Annotated in this window: 23 protein-coding genes and 1 tRNA gene; 3 read left to right on the forward strand and 21 right to left on the reverse strand. The window is 65.0% G+C overall.

Annotation, left to right across the window (positions count from 1 at the left end):
* Nucleotides 1-9: 9 nt before the first annotated feature.
* The 15 genes from LC452_RS15110 to LC452_RS15180 all read right to left on the reverse strand — a co-directional run bounded on the left by LC452_RS15110 (nucleotide 10) and on the right by LC452_RS15180 (nucleotide 7,904).
* Nucleotides 10-342, reverse strand: coding sequence for a hypothetical protein (locus LC452_RS15110; RefSeq protein WP_223626729.1), 333 nt, complete (start codon nucleotides 340-342; stop codon nucleotides 10-12).
* 83 nt (nucleotides 343-425) lie between these two features.
* Entirely contained in the window at nucleotides 426-665 is a 240-nt protein-coding gene (locus tag LC452_RS15115) for a hypothetical protein (RefSeq protein ID WP_223626731.1), read from the reverse strand.
* Between the two features lie 2 nt (nucleotides 666-667).
* On the reverse strand, nucleotides 668-859 hold the full coding sequence (locus LC452_RS15120; RefSeq protein ID WP_223626733.1) for a hypothetical protein: 192 nt from the start codon (nucleotides 857-859) through the stop codon (nucleotides 668-670).
* Nucleotides 860-1,038: 179 nt separating this feature from the next.
* Nucleotides 1,039-3,834 (reverse strand): phage tail tape measure protein, encoded by a 2,796-nt coding sequence (locus LC452_RS15125; protein ID WP_223626735.1) that lies wholly within the window; start codon nucleotides 3,832-3,834, stop codon nucleotides 1,039-1,041.
* The gene (locus LC452_RS15130) at nucleotides 3,827-4,141 is read right to left on the reverse strand and encodes a hypothetical protein (protein ID WP_223626737.1); all 315 of its coding nucleotides are present in this window, start codon (nucleotides 4,139-4,141) and stop codon (nucleotides 3,827-3,829) included. The genes LC452_RS15125 and LC452_RS15130 overlap by 8 nt, the downstream gene beginning before the upstream one ends.
* Nucleotides 4,128-4,565, reverse strand: coding sequence for a hypothetical protein (locus LC452_RS15135; RefSeq protein WP_223626739.1), 438 nt, complete (start codon nucleotides 4,563-4,565; stop codon nucleotides 4,128-4,130). The genes LC452_RS15130 and LC452_RS15135 overlap by 14 nt, the downstream gene beginning before the upstream one ends.
* Before the next feature lie 30 nt (nucleotides 4,566-4,595).
* Nucleotides 4,596-4,862: a hypothetical protein gene (locus LC452_RS15140; protein WP_223626741.1), complete on the reverse strand. Its 267-nt coding sequence runs from the start codon at nucleotides 4,860-4,862 to the stop codon at nucleotides 4,596-4,598.
* Between the two features lie 292 nt (nucleotides 4,863-5,154).
* Entirely contained in the window at nucleotides 5,155-5,334 is a 180-nt protein-coding gene (locus LC452_RS15145; protein ID WP_223626743.1) for a hypothetical protein, read from the reverse strand.
* Nucleotides 5,335-5,337: 3 nt separating this feature from the next.
* Nucleotides 5,338-5,637 (reverse strand): hypothetical protein, encoded by a 300-nt coding sequence (locus tag LC452_RS15150; protein WP_223626745.1) that lies wholly within the window; start codon nucleotides 5,635-5,637, stop codon nucleotides 5,338-5,340.
* Nucleotides 5,630-5,899, reverse strand: a complete 270-nt coding sequence (locus LC452_RS15155) for a hypothetical protein (protein WP_223626747.1) — start codon at nucleotides 5,897-5,899, stop codon at nucleotides 5,630-5,632. Before LC452_RS15155 ends, LC452_RS15150 begins: the two co-directional genes overlap by 8 nt.
* On the reverse strand, nucleotides 5,892-6,053 hold the full coding sequence (locus LC452_RS15160; RefSeq protein ID WP_223626749.1) for a hypothetical protein: 162 nt from the start codon (nucleotides 6,051-6,053) through the stop codon (nucleotides 5,892-5,894). The genes LC452_RS15155 and LC452_RS15160 overlap by 8 nt, the downstream gene beginning before the upstream one ends.
* Nucleotides 6,050-6,871, reverse strand: coding sequence for a helix-turn-helix domain-containing protein (locus LC452_RS15165; RefSeq protein ID WP_223626750.1), 822 nt, complete (start codon nucleotides 6,869-6,871; stop codon nucleotides 6,050-6,052). Before LC452_RS15165 ends, LC452_RS15160 begins: the two co-directional genes overlap by 4 nt.
* A gap of 68 nt (nucleotides 6,872-6,939) precedes the next feature.
* Nucleotides 6,940-7,191, reverse strand: coding sequence for a hypothetical protein (locus tag LC452_RS15170; protein WP_223626752.1), 252 nt, complete (start codon nucleotides 7,189-7,191; stop codon nucleotides 6,940-6,942).
* Nucleotides 7,188-7,640, reverse strand: coding sequence for a hypothetical protein (locus LC452_RS15175; RefSeq protein WP_223626754.1), 453 nt, complete (start codon nucleotides 7,638-7,640; stop codon nucleotides 7,188-7,190). Before LC452_RS15175 ends, LC452_RS15170 begins: the two co-directional genes overlap by 4 nt.
* A 69-nt stretch (nucleotides 7,641-7,709) precedes the next feature.
* Nucleotides 7,710-7,904, reverse strand: a complete 195-nt coding sequence (locus LC452_RS15180; protein ID WP_223626756.1) for a helix-turn-helix domain-containing protein — start codon at nucleotides 7,902-7,904, stop codon at nucleotides 7,710-7,712.
* A gap of 308 nt (nucleotides 7,905-8,212) precedes the next feature.
* On the opposite strand from LC452_RS15180, the gene LC452_RS15185 reads away from it, so the two are divergent.
* Nucleotides 8,213-8,863 (forward strand): helix-turn-helix domain-containing protein, encoded by a 651-nt coding sequence (locus tag LC452_RS15185; RefSeq protein WP_223626759.1) that lies wholly within the window; start codon nucleotides 8,213-8,215, stop codon nucleotides 8,861-8,863.
* Nucleotides 8,860-10,083 carry a site-specific integrase gene (locus LC452_RS15190; protein WP_223626761.1) on the forward strand — a complete coding sequence of 408 codons (1,224 nt, stop codon included), beginning with the start codon at nucleotides 8,860-8,862 and terminating at the stop codon, nucleotides 10,081-10,083. Before LC452_RS15185 ends, LC452_RS15190 begins: the two co-directional genes overlap by 4 nt.
* 69 nt (nucleotides 10,084-10,152) lie before the next feature.
* Here the strand turns inward: LC452_RS15190 and LC452_RS15195 are convergent.
* Nucleotides 10,153-10,237, reverse strand: a tRNA-Tyr gene (locus LC452_RS15195).
* A gap of 86 nt (nucleotides 10,238-10,323) precedes the next feature.
* Nucleotides 10,324-11,253: a PfkB family carbohydrate kinase gene (locus tag LC452_RS15200; RefSeq protein WP_223626763.1), complete on the reverse strand. Its 930-nt coding sequence runs from the start codon at nucleotides 11,251-11,253 to the stop codon at nucleotides 10,324-10,326.
* Between the two features lie 83 nt (nucleotides 11,254-11,336).
* On the opposite strand from LC452_RS15200, the gene LC452_RS15205 reads away from it, so the two are divergent.
* A complete protein-coding gene (locus LC452_RS15205; protein ID WP_223626765.1) occupies nucleotides 11,337-11,933 on the forward strand; it encodes a hypothetical protein in 597 nt (198 codons plus the stop codon).
* 156 nt (nucleotides 11,934-12,089) lie between these two features.
* Here LC452_RS15205 and rpoC read toward each other — a convergent pair whose 3' ends face one another.
* The 4 genes from rpoC to LC452_RS15225 all read right to left on the reverse strand — a co-directional run bounded on the left by rpoC (nucleotide 12,090) and on the right by LC452_RS15225 (nucleotide 22,489).
* Entirely contained in the window at nucleotides 12,090-15,965 is a 3,876-nt protein-coding gene (gene rpoC, locus LC452_RS15210) for a DNA-directed RNA polymerase subunit beta' (RefSeq protein ID WP_223626767.1), read from the reverse strand.
* 73 nt (nucleotides 15,966-16,038) lie between these two features.
* Nucleotides 16,039-19,542: a DNA-directed RNA polymerase subunit beta gene (locus tag LC452_RS15215; RefSeq protein ID WP_223626769.1), complete on the reverse strand. Its 3,504-nt coding sequence runs from the start codon at nucleotides 19,540-19,542 to the stop codon at nucleotides 16,039-16,041.
* 284 nt (nucleotides 19,543-19,826) lie between these two features.
* Nucleotides 19,827-21,527, reverse strand: coding sequence for an ABC transporter ATP-binding protein (locus LC452_RS15220; RefSeq protein WP_223626771.1), 1,701 nt, complete (start codon nucleotides 21,525-21,527; stop codon nucleotides 19,827-19,829).
* Nucleotides 21,524-22,489 carry an ABC transporter permease gene (locus tag LC452_RS15225; protein ID WP_223626773.1) on the reverse strand — a complete coding sequence of 322 codons (966 nt, stop codon included), beginning with the start codon at nucleotides 22,487-22,489 and terminating at the stop codon, nucleotides 21,524-21,526. Before LC452_RS15225 ends, LC452_RS15220 begins: the two co-directional genes overlap by 4 nt.
* Nucleotides 22,490-22,519 lie beyond the last annotated feature (30 nt).

The following is a 22,519-nucleotide window of genomic DNA, read 5'->3' on the forward strand; positions in this document are numbered from 1 at the left end:
TGCACACACCTACGTCGTCGGTGCCCCATCGTTCGCCCCATGATGTCCCCCGGGACTGTCCCGGGGACGTTCCCGGGGAACCAGGTAGGTCTTGCCGTCGAGGCCGACCACCTTCTGCGGTGCCGGGATCTTCATGCCCATCGGCACCGCGACTAGGCGATTGGCGCCGCGAACCTTCCACGACGTGATCTGGAGCTTGCCGGCGTCGGCGAGCTTGCGGGCGGCTCTGCGGATCGCGTTCTGTTCGGCGTGGGTGTGCTCGACGCCGGTGAGGATGACGACCTTGCCCTCACCGATGCGGTCGAGGATTGCCCTCTGCCAGACGCCTGGTCCTCGAGACATGATGACTCCTAAGTGTTGTGCTGCCTACTCTAGACCCAGCACAACACTTAGAGGTAGTTCAGGAACACGACAAATGTCGAGTTTCAGTCGATCTCGTGGCCCCAGGCGTTGATCTTCTTGCCGTCGCGAATCGTGTACGTGTTGTTCGGGTTGAACGACGAGATCTCCTGCGCGATCGACAGCAGTGCCGAGATCTCGGCGACCTTGAGCTGCTGATCGATCGAAAGGTGCTCGATGTCGTCGATGTACCCGGAAGACTTGCCCTTGGCCCTGCCAATGGTGGCAGCAAGTGAGTCCCATGCCGTTGCGTAGTCGTTGCTCATGGTCAGGCCCTCTCGTACTCTTCGTCACCGGTACCGGACATCTTCACATCGATGAGTCGATCGATTGCCTCAACGATCCGCTTAGCATGTTCCTGATCCTCGTGGGAGATTCGACCCTTTCGGCCGTTGGCTTCAGCGAGAGCGCTTGTGACTGCAGTCTTGACGACGTTGTGGGCTGCTTGGATCTTGTTCATACCCGGATTCTGGCATAAACACAGAAAAGCCCCACCAGGCCCGGAGGACGGTGGGGAGCTATGAGCCGATTCTATTGCAGACAGAGAGGGATCGGAACTAGACCAAGTAGCTCCGATCCCTCGTCCTCAGTATGCCCGTCGTCCCCGGGCGTTGGGCTTCCTAGATCGAAGGAGCCGCTCTAGGAGCCGTCTCTACGCTTCCCAGCGCGGACGGTCCGGCTGAGTTGCATTGCACGATCTAGAACAGCAGCGTTTGCGATGACGCGGGCCCGCGTGAGGATGGAGCCGTCCTGGTCGACCAGGGTGATCGAGTCCGGGAAGGACATCTGTGCGGGCGCGCTGTCCGTCTGCACGTGGATCACCTGAGGGCTGGGCTGCGCGTACCGGTACTGCTCCCCCGGGCTCTTGTACTGCTCCGACAGGGCTGTGTACGACGGCGCACCGTGCTCGCCAGATCGCAGCATCGCCCGCCACGCTTCGATCTGATTGTGACCGCCCGCGGCGTCAACCTCATCTGCCGGGATGACGTGTTCACCGGGTGCGAGCCGGCGTAGCTCGGAGTCCACGCCTTTCGGTCCGGGTCCGCGAACCGGCCCGCCTGTCGACATGCCAGAGACGGTCCGGGTGCCGACCTTGAACGACTCGTTGCCGACCGCATCGACGAACACCTTCACCCGGCGCCCATCGTTGAGGGTGATGAACTCGTCGATCGCGGACTGCGCCTGCGCCTTCTCGACCAACATCTTGGTGGTCTTCTCATCCGGCATTTGGAAGATGCGGTCGGCGAGAGCGTTGACCTCGTCGGCGTTGTAGCCGGCGCTCACGGCCGCGTCGATGAAGGCCTGACGCTGACTCGCGAGAGTGTCGAGGTACTTCTTCGTGGCGCTGTCCGAGTCCATCACGGCGAGATCCTGTTGCAGCTGCGCGTCAGCGGCAGCACGTGCCTTCTCAGCAAGCTCGCCCATGGCTGCAGCGTTCGCGGAACCGGAGACGCTGCTCTCGTCGAGCGACGTGCCGGTCTTCTCCACCTGAGTCTTGAGCCCATCGAGAGCAGACAAGTAGTTCGAGTTGGCGGTGATCGCATCCACAGCCACACCGTTGGCCGCGTTGATCTGATCGATCAGATCCGTCAGCTGAGAATTCAGATCCGTGACGGCATCCGCCTCAGCGGTGTACGCCTCAGCCGCGCTGTCTGCCGACGTCGTGCTCTCGTTCGTGGCCTCAGCTTTGTTGCGGGCTGCTTCTGCGGCGTCGTCGAGAGCCCCAGTCTCCTTCTCAACTGTCGACCGCAGATACTCCGCCGAACTATTGAGTTCAATGGATTTCTGATCAAAGAAGCTGTACCCGTCGATCGCCTCCTGCGTCTTCACGTTGAGCGTGTCGAGCGCATCCGCGTCACCCTCGACGGCCTTCCGAACGACGTCAAGGGAGATCCCAAGATCCCGTGCCGCATCGGCCATGGAACTCCCCTCGAGCCACAGGAAGCCGTTCTGCTGCAGGTTGATCTGCTCGGCGATCAAGTCTCGGGTGTCGTCGGTGATCTGGTGGGTGCCCTCTGAGAGAGTGTCCGCGTAGGCCTGAGCCTTTTGCTGAGCGCGCTGGTGCTCGGCGGCGAGCTCGCCGACAATCATGAACAGTCCGCCGAGCGCAAGGCCCGCGGTGCCAGCCGTGAGCGCGATGCCCTTCATACTCCATGACGACGCCTCGACCGTCGCTTTGAATTCGAGCCATTTCGGTACCGCGAGGAACGCCGCGCCTCCCGAGAGGGCGACGGCCGCGGTCGCGCCCCCGAGGGCCATGACGGTCCCCTGCACCGCGGGAGGCATGTCGTTGTACATGCCGACCAGGCCTGTGAGAGCCTGCACCATGGTTCTCAGCGTGTCATTTGCCGTCGAGCCGGTGTCGATGAGCGCGGTCTCGAAAGCGCCTCCCAGCGCCTCCACGTCACCCTTCAGATTGTCGAGACGCATGCGTGCGGTCTCCGCCGCGTAGCCCTGGTCGTCGACCGCCTGCGTCCACTCGTCGATGCCCTCCGCGCCGTTCTGGTAGAGCACCGTCGCGGCGCGCACGGCGTCGGCGCCGAAGATCGTCTTGAGGGTGGCGTTCTGTTGCTCGGTGCTGAGACCGGACAGCCCGTCCTTAAGCTTGCCCGCGTAGGTGGACAGCCCAACGAAGTTCCCCTGCGCGTCGTACGCCTCGAGGTTGTACTTCTTCATCAGGTCGGCCGCCGCCGCCGACGTCGGGTTGAGCGACTGCAGCATGGTCTTGAAGCTCGTACCAGCGTCGGAGCCGAGGAGCCCAGATGCCGCGAACGCCGAGAGTCCCGCGGTGGTCTCCTCGATCGACAGGCCGGTCTGCTTTGCGATCAGCGCCGACTGGTTCAGTGCCTGCGATAGATCGGTGACATCACCCTGCGCCTTGCCTGCACCTGCGGCGAGGAGATCGGCGACGTGGGCCATGTCCGACCCGTTCAGGTTGAACTGCTTGAGCGCCGTCGCGGCGATGCCTGCGGCGTCGGCGACCTCGATTCCACCGGCCGCTGCCAGGTCCAGTGCACCGGCAAGACCGCCGCCGAGGATGTCCTTCGTTGAGACGCCCGCCTTCGCCAGTTCCTCGATCGCGGATGCCGCCTCCGTCGCGCTGTAGACCGTCGACTCGCCGGCATCCAACGCCGCCTGACGGAGCAGGTCCATGTTCTCGGCCGACTCGTGTGTCGCCGCCTGAACGGCAGACATCTGCGAATCGAAGTCGGCCATCGCCTTCACCGCCAGACCGAATCCGGCCGCAAGAGTAGCGCCGACCGCTACACCGACCGCACCTACCGCGGTGAAAGCATCCTTGTACGCGCGCACCTTGTCGGCGGCGACCTCCGCCTCCGTGCCGGTCTTCTTTGTCTGCTCCGCGGCCTCCTTCATAGCGTTCTTATACCCCTGGACCTCCGCCGCAAGGCGTATCCGGACGACTCTCTCAGCCATTTGCGGCCTCCAATTCCTTCAGCCACCGCGCGGTGGCATCCTCGATCTGCTTCCGCAGACGGTCGATCTTCTCGGGCACCACACGACGCTCGGGATCGGTGATGTCGTACACCGTCAACGGGTTCGCGGCCTTGAACGCGAGCGTGACGACGAGCTCGGCGAGATCGCGAACAATGTCATCCGAGGTGTCCTGGAACTCGTCCAAGATGAGGCCCGTGTCCTCGGCGCCGGCCCGGTGCATGTACACCTCGATCAGCCGGTCAGCGAAACCCTCGTGACGGGCTCCACGCTCCTCATACGCGCTCACGAGCCGCCTCCTTGGCATCCGCGATGCGCTGCTCGGGATCGTGGATGTACACGCCCCACACGACGGCCTGCAACGTCATCTTGTCGGCCGTGCTGAGAGCGGCGTAGACCTCGGGCCAGCGGTAGTGACTCTCGTCGTCCTTCACCACGGTGAGGTCGTCCACGACGGCGCCCTTCCCGTTGACCAGCACGATGCGCGGGTGATTCTGCGTCACCGCATCCAGGTTGAACCAGCACCCCAGCACATCTCGATAGGGAAACGGGTAGGTGTGCGCGGCAGTTGCATCGTCGAACTCGCGCCCGGGCAGGTACGGAATGCGAACCGTCACCACCCTCTTGCCGATCACCACCTGCGCGTCGATCGGCTCCCTCGACTTCTCGTACTCGTCGGCCTCACGAAGCGCCGTGTCCAAATCGAATGTCATGTCTGTCTCCTTCTGTCAGGTTCAAAATGTTCAGTTCCCTCGGCGCTCCATGTACGCCAGTTGTCGACACCGTGGTCGGCAGTAGATCTTGTCCGCGCGTCCGATCACCTCGGCGCCGCACACAGGGCAGGGATGGACCACCATCCACCGGGTAGCAAGCTGCCGGCGAAGGGATTCAAGTTCTGTCGCCGCGGTCGCCACCCGCTCGAGCAGATCGATCATCGACTCCTCAGGCAGCGCCTTCAACAGATCGATCTCGTCGGCGGTGAGAACGTCAGCGCCGGATGCAGCAGGCAACCGCCACGTGAAGAACGCCCGCGGATCGTTCGCGAAACGGGCTGACGGGTATTGAACCCGTGGTGACGCACCAGGCATCACCAGAAGGCCCCCGCGACCCTGGTTTCAGTACACGGCCTTTTCCTGATCCCAGGCGACCGAGAGGAGGAGAGGCGTTTGAGCCCCTCCCCCACCCCTTGCTGCTGTTCGGCTGACCGCGCCAGGCGCAGGAGGGTCTTGGCGGTTGAAAGGATCACGCTCGCCTCCTTGGCTCCCTCGCGAGTGTGGCTTTGACGCCTGGCGCGGTGGTCCACTACTGCTTGCCTTCTGCGATCTGGGTGACGGTGCGTCCGTCTGGTCCGGTTGCTTCGACGTTGATGAGCACCACGTCACCATCGGGTGTCAGCTGCTTGCGGAGTCCGGTGGGCTGCAGCGCCATGTCGAGGTTGGGGTAGTCACCGTTTGGTCCGGGGTCGAGTGCGTCGGTGGCCATGTCCTAGGCCTCTGCCTTCTGCTGCTCGTACTGTCCGACTGCCATGCGCTTCCCACCGGCCGCGATCTTGTCGTAGTTCGCTCGGTCCTCGGGCTTGTCTGAGTCACGGAGCCGGATGAGCGCCTCGAGCTCGGGGTTCTCCTTGAACTCTCGCTTGCCCCACCCGGCCACCTCATCCGCTGCCCCCTTGGTGAGCTCGGGGCCGGGGACGATGGTCGTGAGGTTGGCGGGGTCATTGATCCAGGCCTTGCGGGCTGAGTCGAACCATCCGCTGCCAGCTCGGTATTCTCCGTGGTCAGTCATGCTTGCTCCAGTTCTGGTTGTTCATCCGTGGTCGTTTTCCGGCCACGTTCATGTCGGCGGTGAAGCCGGCGCCCTGCTTGACGTCGGCGAGCGGTCCCACTGCGATCGGTTCGGGGCGCATCGTGCCGTTCTCGTTGAAGGCGGCGTGTGATGCGCAGTCGAGACAGTGCAGGGTGGTGATGCCCTCTTCGTCGTGCGGCGTGATGTCGACACGATCCGCGGGACAGTCGTCGCGGTGCGCGAGTCGAAGCTGTTCAGTCATCGGTGTTCCTCTCGGTGGTGATGTCAGGCGCGGGCATGATGTAGCCGGCCTCGTTCAACTGGGAGTAGTACTTCGCGAGCTCGACCGCGTAGGCGATGGGTGAATCCCATGCATCAGCGAGAGCTCGGAAGTTCGCGGGCTTGGGTGCGCTCATGCGGCCTCCAAGGTGTCGGGTAGGCATCCGTTGGCGATCCAGCGTTTGCCGAGTGGTGAGAGTGCACGGTAAGCCGAGTGCGTCTCGTCGACATTCGAGTCCCACATGCCACCGCGGCCACGATCGATCTGCGACCAGTAGGTGTCGATGAGCTTGCTGGCCTCGGTCGTGTCGAGTGCCGCCCATCCGTCTCGTGTGCGCTGCTCGGGGATGTGCTCGGTGACGAATATGTACAGATCGTTCAGATAGTCGATCTGCTTCGTCGTCGCCGTCTGGATCTCATCGAATGTGAACAGGTCATCGGGCGTGCGCTCCAGCGTGCGCCTCATATCTTGTTCCTGGATCTTGTTTAAGTGGATCTTCTTAGAGGCACTCGGAGTGCCTACCCCCGGGGTCTCGGAGTGCCTAGGTGGGGTCTCGGAGTGCCTACTTTTGGAGTCCACCTCCGTGGGTAGGGTCTCGGAGTGCCCACCCTTACGTTTGGGGATGCGCTGGCCGCGAGAGCTCTTCTCCCAGATCAGTTCCGGCTTCTGCGCGGCGGTGGCGACGACGTACTCGTTCGGGAAGTTCTTCCCGTTCTCCTTGCGTCGCTTGATCTTGATGAGGCCCTTCTTCTCGAGGGCCGGGATCGTTCGCTTGACCGTCTCGCGGGAGATCCGTGCTCGATCGGCGATCGTCGTCATCCCGGGGAAGCACTTGCCGGTCTTGGGATCCCGGTACCTGAGTAGGACGGTGTACACGGCCATCTCGTGCAGGTTGAGGTCGCTGTCGTCGATCACCCAGTTCGGGATCATCACGAAGCCATCAGTTGCGGCCATGCGTCACCTCCTTTCGATGTTCAGTTAGACGAAGACCCCCACCGGCCGGGGTGGGGGTCTTCGGGTCGTTAGGGCTCAAGCCCGCGTAGCTGGTCGTCGATGTCGGACGCTCGGCGCAGGATCCGCGGCGGTTCGGGCAGCTTCTCGGCGAGTTCGACCAATCGAACGGCGATCGCTCGCGCGAGGTGCTTGTCGGCGGTCGAGAGGGCGACGAACCCGGACTCGTCCAGGATCCCGATCTCGGTACCTGATGCACCGACGAGCTCGACGACGATCTCTGCCGCCGACGCGGCGTTGTGCTCCTCGTCTGTGGTGGTCATGACGTCCTCTCGATCAGCTTGAGGATGGTGGACGGGTTCAGGTTCAACCGATCGGCCCTGCGCAGGATGTCGCCCACGGTGACGTCGTTGTCGAGCATCATCTCGAGCTCGAGCTGCACCAGTGGGTCGTCGAGGAAGGATCCACACGGCGCCGTCCAGTAGTAGTGACCCTTGGTGTGGCGGCGCTTACGAGCTCTACCGTCTGCCTCCCACAGCTCGAACAGCCGAGGCATGTGCTTGAGCATCCGCTCGGCTTCCGCGCGTTCTGTCGCCGTGGAGGGCGCGTAGTTGCGCAGGACGAACTTTCGGAGACTCGGAACGCGATACACGCGGTAGTGGATCTTGAGGACGCTGCCGTTGCGATCCTCGTACCATCCGGGCTTCGGGATGTCGTTGCCGATCTCGAAGTCGTAGTTGGCATACCTGCTGGCGGGGCGTACATTGGACATATCAGTTCTCTTCCTTGAGCGGTTGATTCTGGTGTGGCCCCCGGTGAGACGGGGGCTTTTTCTTTGTGGTCACGCAGCGGCGACGTCGAACAGCGCGAGGAACTTCTCCCTCGGGATGAGGACGCGTCGGCCGATCTTGAGGCTGGGGATGTTCCCCTGCCGGATTCCTTCGGTGACGGTGCGCGGATCGATACCCAGGGCGTCGGCGACATCCTGGCGGGTGATTGCGGCCGAGTTGCTCGCCCGCAGGTCTTCGATGGTCATGGCGAACTCCTGTTCGTGATGTGGTCTATGTGATTACTGCTGCGCCCGGGGACAGACCCGGACGGCTCGGGACCAGGACGTCCCGTCTGTTCACTGCATCGGTCGAGGGGGCTCATCAGCACCTGCTCACTGTCCGTGATCCTCACGCGAGATCTCTCGCTATCTGCCCCCGGCGTGGTGTCCGGGATGCCCTTGAGGTCGATGCAGCTATGTAGTTTTGTGTTTCCTATACGGCTCCGTAGAGGCCGTACTAGGAATCTACGGGACATTAGATGGCTGTGTCAAGTACCGCGTGGTAGGTTTCCTATATGGCTTCCAACAACCAGCGCATCCGAGGCAACGAGATCGGTACCACCGGCTCCGTCGTGGCCACCAACGTCAAGACGATTCGAGGGCGAGCGGGCCTCGATCTCCGCGGGCTCTCTGAGAGGCTGACGGAATTGGGGCGCCCCATCTCTGCGTCTGGACTCAGCAAGATCGAGAACCTAGCCAAGCGAGTAGAGGTTGACGATCTCATCGCTATCGCCGCGGCACTTGGTGTGTCTCCCACTGAGATTCTGTTTTCGAAAGAGATCGAGGGACGCCCTGTCGGCTCAGGCTTGAGTGATGACGTCTCGGCGGATGATGCGATCGCCTGGGCGACGATGAAGACCGGCTTGTCGGTCGAAGCACGACTCGGCTACTGGACGGGCGTGCTCTATGAGGCTGGGCAGAAGCACGAGAGTCTCTTGCAGACACTGAGGCGGGAAGACGCACAGGATTGGGAGCGTGAACGCGTACGAACAGAGATACCTCTGGTCGCAGCGCGTCACCGTCTTGCGTGGGACAGACTGAGCGAACTGCAGTCGATGTTCCCGGCAGATCAGGCCTTGCCGATGGTCGGTGCGATGCCGGATATTCGCGGGATCACCCTGCCTCCCGGCGAGATCCCGCCGCCTGCGGTTGGAGTGGGGCGATGACTGAGAACCGGCGCTCTCGGCGACGCGGCAAGGGTTCGCTGCAGAGCTACCAGACGAAGGCCGGCCTCAGGTGGCGCTTCCAGATCTGGATTCCGATTGACCCGGAACAGCCAGAGCTCGGCGAGCGGAAGTTCAGTCGTGGTGGGTTCGTCACCGACGACGCGGCCGACGACGAGATGCAGGAAGCGCTGCGGAAGCGTCGCAACGATCAGAAGTTCCACGGCGCCGTGCCGACGCTCGAGGCGTACGGATCAGAATGGCTCGATGCCCTGTCGCTCGAGGCGAGCACCATGCTGGGCTACCGGCGCCAGTTCAATAACTACCTAGTGCCACACTTGGGCGCGAAGCCGCTGGACAAAATAACTGGGCCAGCAATCGGCAAGCTCTACAAGCTGCTGCGGGAACGCGGCGGCCGTGACGGTGCCCCGCTGAGTTCGAACACGGTCAACAAGACGTCGATCACGCTCGCCGCCATCCTGGACTCGGCGATGGAGGACGGCTTCCTCACGAAGAATCCTGCGCGGCTCAGGAAGATCGTGAAGGCACCCACGGGGCGCGATATCCGCGCTGAGCGCCCGGAGATGGTCACATGGACAGCGGAGCAGTTGAGGGCGTTCCTGGACTGGGACCGGGATGTCTACCAGGACGAGATGTACACGCTGTGGTTGACGCTCGCACACACCGGCATGCGCCGCGGTGAGGGGATCGCGCTGCAGTGGCGTGACATCGACTTCACGGCCGGCAGGATCTCGATCAGGCGTGCAGCCGACAGCACCACGCGAGGTCGCACCAAGGTTCCGAAGTCTGGTACCGCCCGCGTCATCGACGCTGACACGATGCTCCTGACCGCGCTCAAGGCACACAAGGCCGAGCGCGGCACGATCGCACTCGACTACGCGCGGCCGAACGCCTTCGTCTTCGGTCACATCGACGACGGCCGGATGCGGAGCCCCGTGCTGATGACGAACCGCTGGAAGCGACGCACACAGGCGGCGCAGAAGGTGATCACGGATCTCCCCCACATCCCACTGCATAGCCTGAGACACACCCACGCGAGCTTGCTGTTGCAGCTTGGCGAGTCGCCGAAGGTCGTTCAGGAGAGGCTCGGCCACGCGAGCATCTCGATCACGATGGACATCTACTCGCACGTGAATCCGACGATGCAGCGCGCTGCCGCCGATAGGTTCGCGGCACTGATGGATCAGGGCCTTGCCCCATAATTCGCCCCATAGACGCAACAAAGCCCCTGACGCGGTGAGATAAACACCAGGTCAGGGGCTATTAGGTATTGGTGGCGAGTGAGGGATTCGAACCCCCGAATGCTGAGCAGTCTGATTTACAGTCAGATCCCTTTGGCCGCTTGGGTAACTCGCCAGAGCGCACCCGTCCGACTTGGACAGCCAACCGGGGGCACGAAAGACCATCATACCCGTCAGACGCGGGCACATGAAATCGACCCGTCAGCTGCCGAAGACGCCGCGTTCCGCCTCGGCGAGCGACTGCGGAGTGCGCAGCAGACCGCCCTCTGCGCGACACGTCGCGGCGGCGATGTCCATGGCTCGGACGAGCAGCGCGTGCCAGTCGTCGAGCGTCTCCGGACTCCCCGACACGAGGTCGGCGGCGACTGCCGAGAGGGTCGCGTCACCCGCGCCCACGGTGTCGACGATGCGCCCCGGGAGCTCCGAGATCGGGGCGGCCGTGGTGCCGGCATCCGTCTCGAGGATCGCCCCGTCGGCGCCCGCCGTCGCGAGCACAGCACCGACCCCGAGCTCGCGCAGCCGCGCACGAAGCGCGTCGAGGTCGCCGTCGTAGAGGATCGCCGCATCATCCGCGCCGACCTTCACGATCTCGGCTCCGGCAGCCAGGCGCTCGAAACCGCGCACGAATTCGGCCCGGTCGCTCAGCATCCCGGTGCGCGGGTTGGGATCGATCGCCAGGCGCGCTCCGTCCGTCGCGTCCGCCAGGGCATCCACCTCGGCACGAACGTCGAAGGGGAAGCAGCTGATCGCCACGAGGCCCGCCTCCGCGATGGCCTCGCGGGCTTCGTCGGAATAGCGGATGCTGCGCTTCTGCGCCGCTTCATTGAAGACGTATTCGGGCTCCCCGTTCGCCGCCCGCTGCACGATCGCGCGCGACGAACCGTGTGCGGCCGCGCTCTCGATGAGACGGACGCCATGGTCAGAGAGGTACTCGCGGATGTGCGCGCCGGCGTCGTCATCGCCGACCATCGCGATGAGGGTGGTCGCGACGCCGAGGCGCCGGAGACCCACGGCCACGTTCAACGCTGCGCCGCCGACCAGCTCGCGCACACCCGCGTCATCGCGGATCTCGTCGATCAGCGCATCACCGATCACGACGGCGGATGCTGCTGCGGAAGTCTCGATGCTCATCCGCCGACCCTATCGCGACGCGCCGCCCGGAGGATGCCTCACGAATGCTGTCCCCCGCAGGGCAACCGCGCTACGGTGTGGCCATGAACGCGCGATACTCCGCAAGCGCCGCGGCCCTCCTGCTGGTGGCCGTCCTGACCGCGTGCGGACCGGCATCCGATGGATCCGGGGATGCCGGGGGCTCACCGAGTCCGTCAGCGGGAGCATCCGATGGCCCGGACGAGACCGGAACACCGTCCCCCTCCCCCAGCCCGACCGCCAAGGGCGTCGCCCTGCCGACGGACTGCCGGGCGATCCTGTCGGACGACGTGCTTGCCCAGCTCGAGGGCGTGCCCCTCAACGACGCCGCCTTCGGTCCGTCCGGGGTCGGCACCGACGGCACCCTGACATGCATCTGGGCGGACCCCGGGGCGGACACCACGAGCCTCGTGACGACGATCTCGGGCATGAACCGCGGCCCGGCGCTCGACATGCTCAACGCCCTCGCCGACAACGAGGGCTTCTCCTGCTTCACTCCCGACGGCGGTACCCGCTGCGAGAAGACCTGGCCGAACACGCAGTACCCGGTCACCGACGGCCGCACCCTGTTCTGGCGCGACGACATCCTCATCGACACGCGCTACTCCAACTTGGCACCCTCGGGCTACACCTCGGCGATCGTCGCGCACCTCTTCGGCTGAGCGGCGCTGCTTCATCGGGAGGAGAACTCCGCGTTGGGAGGAGCTCCTCCGTGTGAGGCTCCTCCCGACGCGGAGATCTCCGCCCGATGCAGGGCCCCCGCACGCACGAAGAAGGCCCCGGGGACAAACCCGGGGCCTTCTCAGTCACTCAGTACGTCAGTTGTACGTACCGGGCGTGATGTCGTCCGTCGAGAACGCGTCGAAGTCGACGTAGCCGAAGTCGCCGTCCGCGTACGCGCCGTCGGATGCGAAGATCCGGTTCGGGTAGCGCTCGCTCTTGGCTTCCTCGGTCGCCTCGACCGTGACGTCACGGTACTTCGAGAGTCCCGTTCCGGCGGGGATGAGCTTACCGATGATGACGTTCTCCTTGAGACCGACCAGCGGGTCGCGCTTGCCCTGCATGGCAGCCTCGGTGAGCACACGGGTCGTCTCCTGGAACGACGCAGCCGACAGCCACGACTCGGTCGCGAGCGACGCCTTCGTGATACCCATCAGCTCCGAACGACCGGAAGCCGGACGCTTGCCCTCGGCGACAGCCTCGCGGTTGATCGCCTGGTAGCGCTTGAGGTCGACCATCTCACCCGGGAGCAGGGTCGTGTCGGCGTGATCGACGACGGTGACCTTGCGGAGCATCTGACGGACGATGACCTCGATGTGCTTGTCGTGGATCGGCACACCCTGCGAGCGGTACACGCCCTGGACGCCGCCGACGAGGTAACGCTGCACCTCGCGAGCACCCATGACGCGCATGATCTCCTTGGGGTCGAGCGTTCCGACCAGGATCGGCTGACCGACGGTGACGTGCTGTCCGTCTTCCACGAGCAGCGTCGCACGACGCAGCACCGGGTAGATGACGGGCTCGTCGCCGCTGTCGGGCGTCAGGATGACCTTCTTGCCCTTGTCGGTCTCGTCGATCGTGATGCGACCATCGGCCTCGGCGATCGGGGACGCACCCTTGGGGGTACGAGCCTCGAACAGCTCCTGCACGCGGGGAAGACCCTGCGTGATGTCGTCTGCCGACGCGGAACCACCGGTGTGGAAGGTACGCATCGTCAGCTGGGTACCGGGCTCACCGATCGACTGGGCCGCGATGATGCCGACGGCCTCGCCGATGTCGACGGTCTTACCCGTCGCCAGCGAACGGCCGTAGCACTGCGCGCAGACACCGACGGCGGAGTCGCAGGTCAGGACCGAGCGCACCTTGATGGTCTCGACACCCAGAGCGACGAGCTTGTCGATCAGGACATCGCCCACGTCGTCGCCGGCCGAGGCGAGAACCTCGCCCGACTCGCTGACGACATCGGAGGCCAGGGTACGAGCGAACACCGAGTTCTCGACGTTCGCGTCGCGCACCAGCTCGCCCTGCGAGTTCGGAGCGGCGATCGGGAGCTCGAGGCCCTTCGACGTGCCGCAGTCCTCTTCGCGGATGATGACGTCCTGCGAGACATCCACCAGACGACGGGTCAGGTAACCCGAGTCGGCGGTACGCAGAGCGGTGTCGGCCAGACCCTTACGGGTACCGTGCGTCGCGATGAAGTACTCCGCCACCGACAGACCCTCGCGGTACGAGGAGATGATCGGACGCGGGATGATCTCACCCTTGGGGTTGTTCACCAGACCACGCATACCGGCGATGTTCCGGATCTGCAGCCAGTTACCACGAGCACCCGACGACACCATGCGGTTGATGGTGTTGTCCTCCGGGAAGTTGTCCCGCATCGCGGTCTGAACCTCGTCGGTCGCCTCGGTCCAGATCTTGATGAGCTCCTGGCGACGCTCGGTGTCGGTCGTCAGACCCTTCTCGTACTGGGACTGGACCTTCGCGGCCTGCTTCTCGTAGCCCGCGACGATCTCGGCCTTGTTCGGCGGTGTGAGGATGTCGCTCAGGGCGACGGTCACACCGGAGCGCGTGGCCCAGTAGAAGCCGGCGTCCTTGATGCGGTCGAGCGACGCAGCGGTCTCGACCTTGGGGTACTCCTCGGCCAGCTTGTTGACGATCTGCGACAGCTTGTTCTTGTCAGCCTGCTCGCGGACGAACGGGTAGCCCTTGGGCAGCGTGTCGTTGAAGATCGCCTGACCGAGCGAGGCGTCGACGAGACCGTGACGCTCGTAGCCCTCGGGGGCGTCGCCCTCGAGGAACGTCAGACCGGGGATGCGGATGCGGACCTTGGCCTGCAGGTCGAGGCTTCCCTCGTCCTTCGCCAGGATCGCCTCGCCCACAGAACCGAATGCACGGCCCTCACCGGATGCGCCCGCCTTGACCGTGGTCAGGTGGTGCAGACCGATGATCATGTCCTGCGAAGGCAGGGTGACCGGGCGTCCGTCGGACGGCTTCAGGATGTTGTTCGACGCGAGCATCAGCACGCGGGCCTCGGCCTGAGCCTCGACCGACAGCGGCAGGTGCACAGCCATCTGGTCACCGTCGAAGTCGGCGTTGAACGCCGCGCAGACGAGCGGGTGCAGCTGGATGGCCTTGCCCTCGACGAGCTGCGGCTCGAACGCCTGGATGCCGAGACGGTGCAGCGTGGGTGCACGGTTCAGCAGAACCGGACGCTCACGGATGATCTCCTCGAGCACGTCCCAGACCTCGGGACGGGTGCGCTCGACGGCGCGCTTGGCCGCCTTGATGTTCTGCGAGTGACCGAGGTCGATCAGGCGCTTGATCACGAACGGCTTGAAGAGCTCCAGAGCCATCTGCTTGGGCAGACCGCACTGGTGCAGCTTCAGCTGCGGTCCGACGATGATCACCGAACGGCCCGAGTAGTCGACGCGCTTGCCGAGCAGGTTCTGACGGAAGCGACCCTGCTTGCCCTTCAGCATGTCGCTGAGGGACTTCAGGGCACGGTTGCCGGTACCGGTGACGGGACGACCGCGGCGACCGTTGTCGAACAGTGCGTCGACGGCCTCCTGCAGCATCCGCTTCTCGTTGTTGACGATGATCTCGGGAGCACCGAGGTCGATCAGACGACGAAGACGGTTGTTGCGGTTGATCACACGACGGTAGAGGTCGTTGAGGTCGGAGGTCGCGAAGCGGCCACCGTCGAGCTGCACCATCGGGCGCAGCTCCGGCGGGATCACCGGGACGACATCCAGGACCATGGCGGCCGGGCTCATGCCGGTCTCCAGGAACGAGTTGACGACCTTCAGGCGCTTGATCGCGCGGATCTTGCGCTGACCCTTGCCCTCGGAGATCTGCAGGTGCAGGCTCTCGGCCTCGGCCGCGAGATCGAACGCCGCGAGGCGACGCTGGATCGACTCGGCGCCCATGTAGGCCTCGAAGTACTGACCGAAACGGTCCTGCAGCTCGTGGAAGACGTCGTCCTCGGGACGAAGGGCGCCGACCTCGAGGGTGCGGAAGTCCTCCCACACGCGCTCCAGCTTCAGGATCGCCTCGTCGGCACCCTTGCGGATGAGCGACATCTCCTTCTCGGCGGCGTCCTTGACCTTCTTCTTGGCGTCGGCCTTCGCACCCTCGGCCTCGAGAGCAGCGAGCTCCTCTTCTAGACGAGCGAGGCGCTCGGCGATCTTGGCGTCACGACGGTCACCGAGCGTCTTCAGCTCGAGACGGATGTTGTTCTCCTGCGTGCCCAGGTCGCGGTGACGAGCATCCTCGTCGACCGAGATGACCATGTAGGCGGCGAAGTAGATGACCTTCTCGAGGTCCTTCGGCGCCATGTCGAGCAGGTAGCCGAGACGCGAGGGCACACCCTTGAAGTACCAGATGTGGGTGACGGGAGCGGCGAGCTCGATGTGACCCATGCGCTCACGACGGACGGAGCTCTTGGTGACCTCCACGCCGCAGCGCTCGCAGACGATGCCCTTGAAGCGGACACGCTTGTACTTTCCGCAGGCGCACTCCCAGTCGCGGGACGGGCCGAAGATCTGCTCTCCGAAGAGACCGTCCTTCTCCGGCTTCAGGGTGCGGTAGTTGATGGTTTCGGGCTTCTTAACCTCACCGTACGACCACGCGCGGATGTGGTCGGCGGTGGCGAGGCCGATGCGAAGCTCATCGAAGGTTGTTGACTCGAGCACTGATTCTCCTGTGTCGGAATTCTTTTGAAGAAATCGGGGAGGGGGGCCGCCGCATCACACGGCGGCCCGCACCTTAGATCTCGTCGATCGAGGCGGCCTCGAAGCGGCTGGAGATGTTGATCCCGAGCTCTTCCGCAGCGCGGAAGGCCTCGTCGTCGGTGTCACGGAGGTTGACCAGCGTGCCGTCGGCCGAGAGCACCTCGACGTTCAGGCAGAGCGACTGCATCTCCTTCATGAGCACCTTGAACGACTCGGGGATACCGGGCTCCTGGATGTTCTCGCCCTTGACGATCGCCTCGTACACCTTGACGCGGCCGAGGATGTCGTCGGACTTGATCGTGAGGAGCTCCTGGAGCGCGTATGCGGCGCCGTAGGCCTCGAGGGCCCACACCTCCATCTCACCGAAGCGCTGTCCACCGAACTGCGCCTTACCACCGAGCGGCTGCTGGGTGATCATCGAGTACGGACCCGTGGAACGCGCGTGGATCTTGTCGTCGACCAGGTGGTGCAGCTTCAGGATGTACATGTAGCCCACCGAGATCGGCGCCGGGAACGGCTCACCCGAACGACCGTCGAAGAGCTGCGTCTTGCCGCTCGAGTCGATCAGACGGACACCGTCGCGCGTCGGGAGGGTCGAGTCCAGGAGACCAGCGATCTCCTCCTCGCTCGCACCGTCGAACACCGGGGTGGCGACCTTCGTGCCGGGAGCAGCCTCGAACGCGTCCTTCGGGAGCTTCACAGCCCACTCCGGAGTGCCTTCGACCTTCCAGCCCTGGTTGGCGATCCACCCGAGGTGGGTCTCCAGGACCTGGCCGAAGTTCATTCGACCCGGGATGCCGAGCGGGTTCAGCACGATGTCGACCGGGGTGCCGTCCGAAAGGAACGGCATGTCCTCGATCGGGAGGATCTTCGCGATGACACCCTTGTTGCCGTGACGGCCGGCGAGCTTGTCACCCTCGGTGATCTTGCGCTTCTGGGCGATGTAGACCACGACGCGGCGGTTGACGCCGGAGCCGAGCTCGTCGTCGCCGTCCTCGGCGTTGAACTCCTTGACCGCGATGATCGTGCCCTGCTCGCCGTGAGGCACCTTCAGGGACGTGTCGCGGACCTCGCGGCTCTTCTCGTTGAAGATCGCGCGGAGCAGACGCTCCTCGGCCGACAGCTCGGTCTCGCCCTTCGGCGTGACCTTGCCGACGAGGATGTCGCCGGGGCGGACCTCGGCGCCGATGCGGATGATGCCGCGCTCGTCGAGGTCCTTCAGCAGCTCGGGGCTGACGTTGGGGAGGTCACGGGTGATCTCCTCCTTGCCGAGCTTCGTGTCGCGGGCGTCGACCTCGTACTCCTCGATGTGGATCGAGGAGAGGGTGTCGTCCTTCACCAGATCCTGGCTGAGGATGATCGCGTCCTCGAAGTTGTAGCCCTCCCACGTCATGAAGGCGACGAGGAGGTTCTTCCCGAGGGCCAGTTCACCGTTCTCGGTGGCGGGGCCATCAGCGATGACCTCTCCGACCTCGACGCGCTCACCGGCGGAGACGACGACCTTCTGGTTGTACGACGTGCCCTGGTTGGAGCGGTCGAACTTGCGCAGGTGGTACTCCTGCGTGCCGCCCTCGTCGAGCATGACGACGACGCGGTCCGCGGAGACCTCGGAGACGACACCGGCCTTGTCGGCGGTGAGCACGTCACCGGCGTCGATGGCCGTGTAGCCCTCCATACCGGTTCCGACGAGCGGCGAGTCGCTGCGGAGCAGCGGCACAGCCTGACGCTGCATGTTGGCACCCATGAGGGCGCGCTGTGCATCGTCGTGCTCGAGGAACGGCACGAGCGAGGTCGCGACCGACACCATCTGGCGCGGGGAGACGTCGATGTAGCCGATGTCCTCCGGCAGGAACATGTCGACCTCGCCGCTGCCGCCCTTGGGGCGGGCCAGGACGTGGCTCTCGATGAAGCGACCCTTGGCATCGAGCGGGGCGTTGGCCTGCGCGATGTTGAAGTCGACCTCTTCGGAAGCCGTCAGGTAGTCGATGTCCTCGGTGACGACGCCGTTCGTGACCTTGCGGTACGGGGTCTCGATGAAGCCGAAGGAGTTGATGCGCGCGAAGGTCGCGAGCGCACCGATCAGACCGATGTTCGGGCCTTCCGGCGTCTCGATCGGGCACATGCGGCCGTAGTGCGACGGGTGGACGTCACGGACCTCGACACCGGCGCGGTCACGGGACAGACCACCCGGGCCCAGCGCGGAGAGACGACGCTTGTTCGTCAGACCGGCGAGCGGGTTGTTCTGGTCCATGAACTGCGACAGCTGCGACGTTCCGAAGAACTCCTTGATCGCGGCGACGACGGGGCGCACGTTGATCAGGGTCTGCGGCGTGATCGCCTCGATGTCCTGCGTGGTCATGCGCTCGCGGACGACGCGCTCCATGCGGGACAGACCGGTGCGGACCTGGTTCTGGATCAGCTCGCCGACCGCGCGGATGCGACGGTTGCCGAAGTTGTCGATGTCGTCGGTCGCGAGACGGATCTCGGCCTTCTTGCCCGAGCGGATGCCGGTGAAGGTCTCCTCGGTGCCCGCGTGCAGACGCACGAGGTACTTGATCGTGGCCACGATGTCTTCGACGGTCAGCACCGACGAGTTCAGCGGCTGGTCGAGACCCAGCTTGTGGTTGATCTTGTAGCGACCGACCTTGGCCAGGTCGTAGCGCTTCGGGTTGAAGTAGAAGTTGTCCAGCAGCGCGCGGGCAGCCTCGGCGGCGACCTGCTCGCCCGGACGGAGCTTGCGGTAGATGTCGCGGAGCGCATCTTCCTTCGTGACGATCGTGTCCTTCGCGAGCGTCTCCTCGATCGAGGTGTAGCCGGCGAACTCCGCGAGGATCTCCTCGCTCGTCATGCCCAGCGCCTTCAGGAAGACGGTGACCGACTGCTTGCGCTTGCGGTCGACGCGCACGCCGACCTGGTCGCGCTTGTCGATCTCGAACTCGAGCCATGCACCACGGCTCGGGATGACGCGCGCCGAGACGATGTCCTTGTCGGACGTCTTGTCGGGGGTCTTGTCGAAGTAGACACCGGGCGAGCGCACGAGCTGCGAGACGACGACGCGCTCGGAGCCGTTGATGATGAACGTGCCCTTGTCGGTCTGGAGCGGGAAGTCGCCCATGAAGACCGTCTGCGTCTTGATCTCACCCGTGAGGTGGTTCATGAACTCGGCTTCGACGTAGAGCGGAGCAGCGTAGGTCTTGCCACGCTCCTTGCACTCGTCGATCGAGTACTTCTCGGGCTCGAGGTACGGGTTCGTGAACGACAGCTGCATCGTCTCGCCGAGGTCCTCGATGGGAGAGATCTCCTCGAAGATCTCGCCGAGGCCCGAGTTCTCGTTGACGTCTGTGCGGCCGGCCTTCTTGGCCTCGGCCACGCGCGCCTTCCAGGCGTCGTTGCCGACGAGCCAACCGAAGGACTCGGTCTGCAGAGCCAGAAGGTCTGGGACCGTCAGGGTGTCGGAGATCTTGGCGAACGAAAGACGGGAAGCTCCGCGTCCGTTCTTGGTGGTGGTGGATGTGGATGCGTTGCGAGCAGCAGCCAAGGGAATAACCTCCGTGAGCCCCGCAGGGCTTCTCGATTCCTTTGTCGTCAGGTGGAGTGTGCGCTCAAAGACTCAACGAATGCCGACCACCATATGAGGGCAGGGAGAAGCGAGCGCAACTACCAACTATACGTGCGAATCTGCGACATGGCAAGCTCAGTCCTTGACCAATCTCGGAAGCTGCGGTAAAAGCCCCCGCCGGGACCCCGCTCTGACGTCGAAACCCCCTGCCGCGCGCGTCCGCAGCAGGGGGTTTCGGGAGCAACCCGGGGTCTCGGCGCCGGTCAGGACGCGATGTTCAGCTCGTTGCCGGGGATCGAGGCCAGCAGCTTGCGCGTGTAGGGGTCGCGAGGGTTCGTGAAGATCTCCTCCGAAGAGGCCGCCTCCACGAGCCTGCCGTCCTTCATCACGCAGACGTAGTCGCTGATCAGCCGCACCACCGCCAGGTCGTGCGAGATGAACAGATAGCTCAGGCCGTATTCCTTCTGCAGGTCGCCGAGCAGCTTCAGGATCTGATCCTGCACCAGCACGTCGAGCGCGGAGACCGGCTCGTCGCACACGATCACGTCGGGCGAGAGCGCGAGTGCCCGTGCGATCGCGACCCTCTGACGCTGACCGCCCGACAACTCGGACGGGTACCGCCGCAGCATCGACTGCGGGAGCGCCACGTCGTCGAGGAGCTGCCGCACGCGCTTGCGTCGATCGGCACCGCTCCCCCGCTTGTAGAAGTCCAGCGGCTCGGCGATGAGGCGTTCGATCGTGAACATCGGGTTCAGGCTCGAGTACGGATCCTGGAAGATCGGCTGCACCTGCTGGCGGAAGTTCTTCGTCTCCGCCCGGCTCAGCGACGAGATGTCCTTGCCCTCGTAGCGGATCAGTCCGCTCGTCGGCTCGACCACCTTCAGCAGCATCCGCGCGGTCGTGGTCTTGCCCGAACCGGACTCCCCCACGATCGCGACGGTCTCGCCTCGCGGGATCGCCAGCGACACGTCGTCGACGGCCACGAAGTCCTCCCCGCGTCCGCGCACCGGGTACACCTTGGTGAGGTGCTCGATCTCGACGATGTTGTCCTTCGGCTTCTCCGCCTCGACGTGGGTCGCTGAGCTCCCCTGAGCATCGGCATCCGTCCGCTCCTCGACGTGGAACGCCTCCGGACGGAGGCGCGCCGCTGCGACCGACGGCGCCGCCGCGACGAGCGACTGCGTGTACGGATGCTGCGGAGCCTCGAGGATCTGCCGCGCCGGCCCCTGCTCGACCACCTTGCCGCGGTGCATCACGACGACCCGCTCCGCACGCTCGGCGGCGAGACCGAGGTCGTGCGTGATGAGCAACACGGCGGTGCCGAGCTCGCGCGTCATCGCACCGATCTGATCGAGGATCGTGTGCTGCACCGTGACGTCGAGCGCACTGGTGGGCTCGTCGGCGATGAGCAGCCGCGGCTTGCACGCGAGCCCGATCGCGATCAGCGCGCGCTGGCGCATGCCGCCGGAGAACTCGTGCGGATACTGCTTCGCACGACGCGCCGGATCGGGCAGTCCCGCGGCGGTGAGCGCCTCGACGACCTTCGCCTGCACGTTCTGCCGGTTGGCGAGGCCGTGCGCGAGCAGGGTCTCGGCCACCTGGGTGCCGATCTTCGCGACCGGGTTGAGGTTCGACATCGGGTCCTGCGGCACGAGACCGATGTCCCGACCGCGGATGCTCCGCAGCTCGTTCTCCGGAGCGTGCGTGATCTCCTTGCCGTCGAGGCGGATGCTGCCCGAAGCGATCTTGCCGCCTCCGGCGAGCAGTCCGATGATGGCCATCGCCGTGGTGGACTTGCCCGAGCCGGACTCCCCCACGATCGCCACGGTCTCGCCGGCGGCGATCTCCAGATCGACTCCCTCGACGGCGTGCACGACGCCGTCCATCGTGGCGAAGTCCACGGCGAGCCCCTGGACCGACAGCAGCGGCGCGGTCGACATCTGATTCTCCTTCGCGGCGCTCATCGCGCCCTCGTCCGGGGGTCCATGGCTTCGCGCAACGCCTCGCCGAGCAGGGTGAAGCCGAGCGCGGTGACGGCGATGCAGATACCGGGGAGGAACGCCAGCCACGGCGCGATCGCGAGTTCCGCCTGCGCGTAGGTGAGCATGCGGCCCCACTCGGCCGTCTCCGGGCGTCCTCCGCCGAGGCCGAGGAACGACAGGGCGGCCGCGTCGATGACGGCGGTGGCCAGCGTCAGGGTGCCCTGCACGATGACCGGACCGATGGCGTTCGGGAGAACGTGCGACATGGTGATCTGACCGCGTCCGAGGCCCAGCGTCTGCGCCGACAGCACGTAGTCGCTCGACCGCTGCTGCAGCATCGAGGCGCGCAGCAGACGGGCGAAGATCGGCACCTGCGAGGCTCCGATGGCGATCATCACCGCGAACGGCGTCTGACCGAGGATGGCCGCGATCGACACCGCCAGCAGCAGGTTCGGCACCGACAGGATGATGTCGACGACACGCATGATGATCGTGTCGACCCATCCGCCGAACGTGCCGGCGAGCAGGCCCAGGATCATGCCGCCGACCAGACCCATGGCCGTGGAGATCACGCCGATCAGGAGCGACGCCTGCGCGCCCCAGATGAGCTTGGAGAGCACATCGCCGCCGAAGCGGTCGAGCCCGAGCGGGAACTGCGGCAGCTCACCGGGACCCGGGATGTGGGTCGGGGTGATGAACTTCGCCCCGGGGAGCGCGGTCTCCGGATACGGCGCCAGCAGCGGTGCGAGCGCGGAGATGAGAATGAAGGCGAGCACGATGGCCGCGCCGATCCACGCCGTCGGATTCCGGCGGAGCCGACGGAACACATCGCTCCAGAATCCACCGGAGCCCTCCTTGAGGCCGGCCTGGGCGATCGCGACGGTGTCGATGACGCCGCCGCTCTCGGCGGACGGTCCCTGCGCGGGTGGGAGTGCGACGCTCATGATGCGGCCTCCTTGCGGACGATGGTGAGG

The organism is Microbacterium sp. EST19A (assembly GCF_019969685.1).
Lineage (GTDB): Bacteria > Actinomycetota > Actinomycetes > Actinomycetales > Microbacteriaceae > Microbacterium.

What these genes read in the sequence shown, in the direction of transcription:
- LC452_RS15110 (WP_223626729.1), bottom strand. Translation starts at nt 342, where the DNA reads ATGTCTCGAGGACCAGGCGTCTGGCAGAGGGCAATCCTCGACCGCATC.
- LC452_RS15115 (WP_223626731.1), bottom strand. Translation starts at nt 665, where the DNA reads ATGAGCAACGACTACGCAACGGCATGGGACTCACTTGCTGCCACCATT.
- LC452_RS15120 (WP_223626733.1), bottom strand. Translation starts at nt 859, where the DNA reads ATGAACAAGATCCAAGCAGCCCACAACGTCGTCAAGACTGCAGTCACA.
- LC452_RS15125 (WP_223626735.1), bottom strand. Translation starts at nt 3,834, where the DNA reads ATGGCTGAGAGAGTCGTCCGGATACGCCTTGCGGCGGAGGTCCAGGGG.
- LC452_RS15135 (WP_223626739.1), bottom strand. Translation starts at nt 4,565, where the DNA reads ATGACATTCGATTTGGACACGGCGCTTCGTGAGGCCGACGAGTACGAG.
- LC452_RS15145 (WP_223626743.1), bottom strand. Translation starts at nt 5,334, where the DNA reads ATGGCCACCGACGCACTCGACCCCGGACCAAACGGTGACTACCCCAAC.
- LC452_RS15150 (WP_223626745.1), bottom strand. Translation starts at nt 5,637, where the DNA reads ATGACTGACCACGGAGAATACCGAGCTGGCAGCGGATGGTTCGACTCA.
- LC452_RS15155 (WP_223626747.1), bottom strand. Translation starts at nt 5,899, where the DNA reads ATGACTGAACAGCTTCGACTCGCGCACCGCGACGACTGTCCCGCGGAT.
- LC452_RS15160 (WP_223626749.1), bottom strand. Translation starts at nt 6,053, where the DNA reads ATGAGCGCACCCAAGCCCGCGAACTTCCGAGCTCTCGCTGATGCATGG.
- LC452_RS15165 (WP_223626750.1), bottom strand. Translation starts at nt 6,871, where the DNA reads ATGGCCGCAACTGATGGCTTCGTGATGATCCCGAACTGGGTGATCGAC.
- LC452_RS15170 (WP_223626752.1), bottom strand. Translation starts at nt 7,191, where the DNA reads ATGACCACCACAGACGAGGAGCACAACGCCGCGTCGGCGGCAGAGATC.
- LC452_RS15175 (WP_223626754.1), bottom strand. Translation starts at nt 7,640, where the DNA reads ATGTCCAATGTACGCCCCGCCAGCAGGTATGCCAACTACGACTTCGAG.
- LC452_RS15180 (WP_223626756.1), bottom strand. Translation starts at nt 7,904, where the DNA reads ATGACCATCGAAGACCTGCGGGCGAGCAACTCGGCCGCAATCACCCGC.
- LC452_RS15185 (WP_223626759.1), top strand. Translation starts at nt 8,213, where the DNA reads ATGGCTTCCAACAACCAGCGCATCCGAGGCAACGAGATCGGTACCACC.
- LC452_RS15190 (WP_223626761.1), top strand. Translation starts at nt 8,860, where the DNA reads ATGACTGAGAACCGGCGCTCTCGGCGACGCGGCAAGGGTTCGCTGCAG.
- LC452_RS15200 (WP_223626763.1), bottom strand. Translation starts at nt 11,253, where the DNA reads ATGAGCATCGAGACTTCCGCAGCAGCATCCGCCGTCGTGATCGGTGAT.
- LC452_RS15205 (WP_223626765.1), top strand. Translation starts at nt 11,337, where the DNA reads ATGAACGCGCGATACTCCGCAAGCGCCGCGGCCCTCCTGCTGGTGGCC.
- LC452_RS15220 (WP_223626771.1), bottom strand. Translation starts at nt 21,527, where the DNA reads ATGAGCGCCGCGAAGGAGAATCAGATGTCGACCGCGCCGCTGCTGTCG.
- LC452_RS15225 (WP_223626773.1), bottom strand. Translation starts at nt 22,489, where the DNA reads ATGAGCGTCGCACTCCCACCCGCGCAGGGACCGTCCGCCGAGAGCGGC.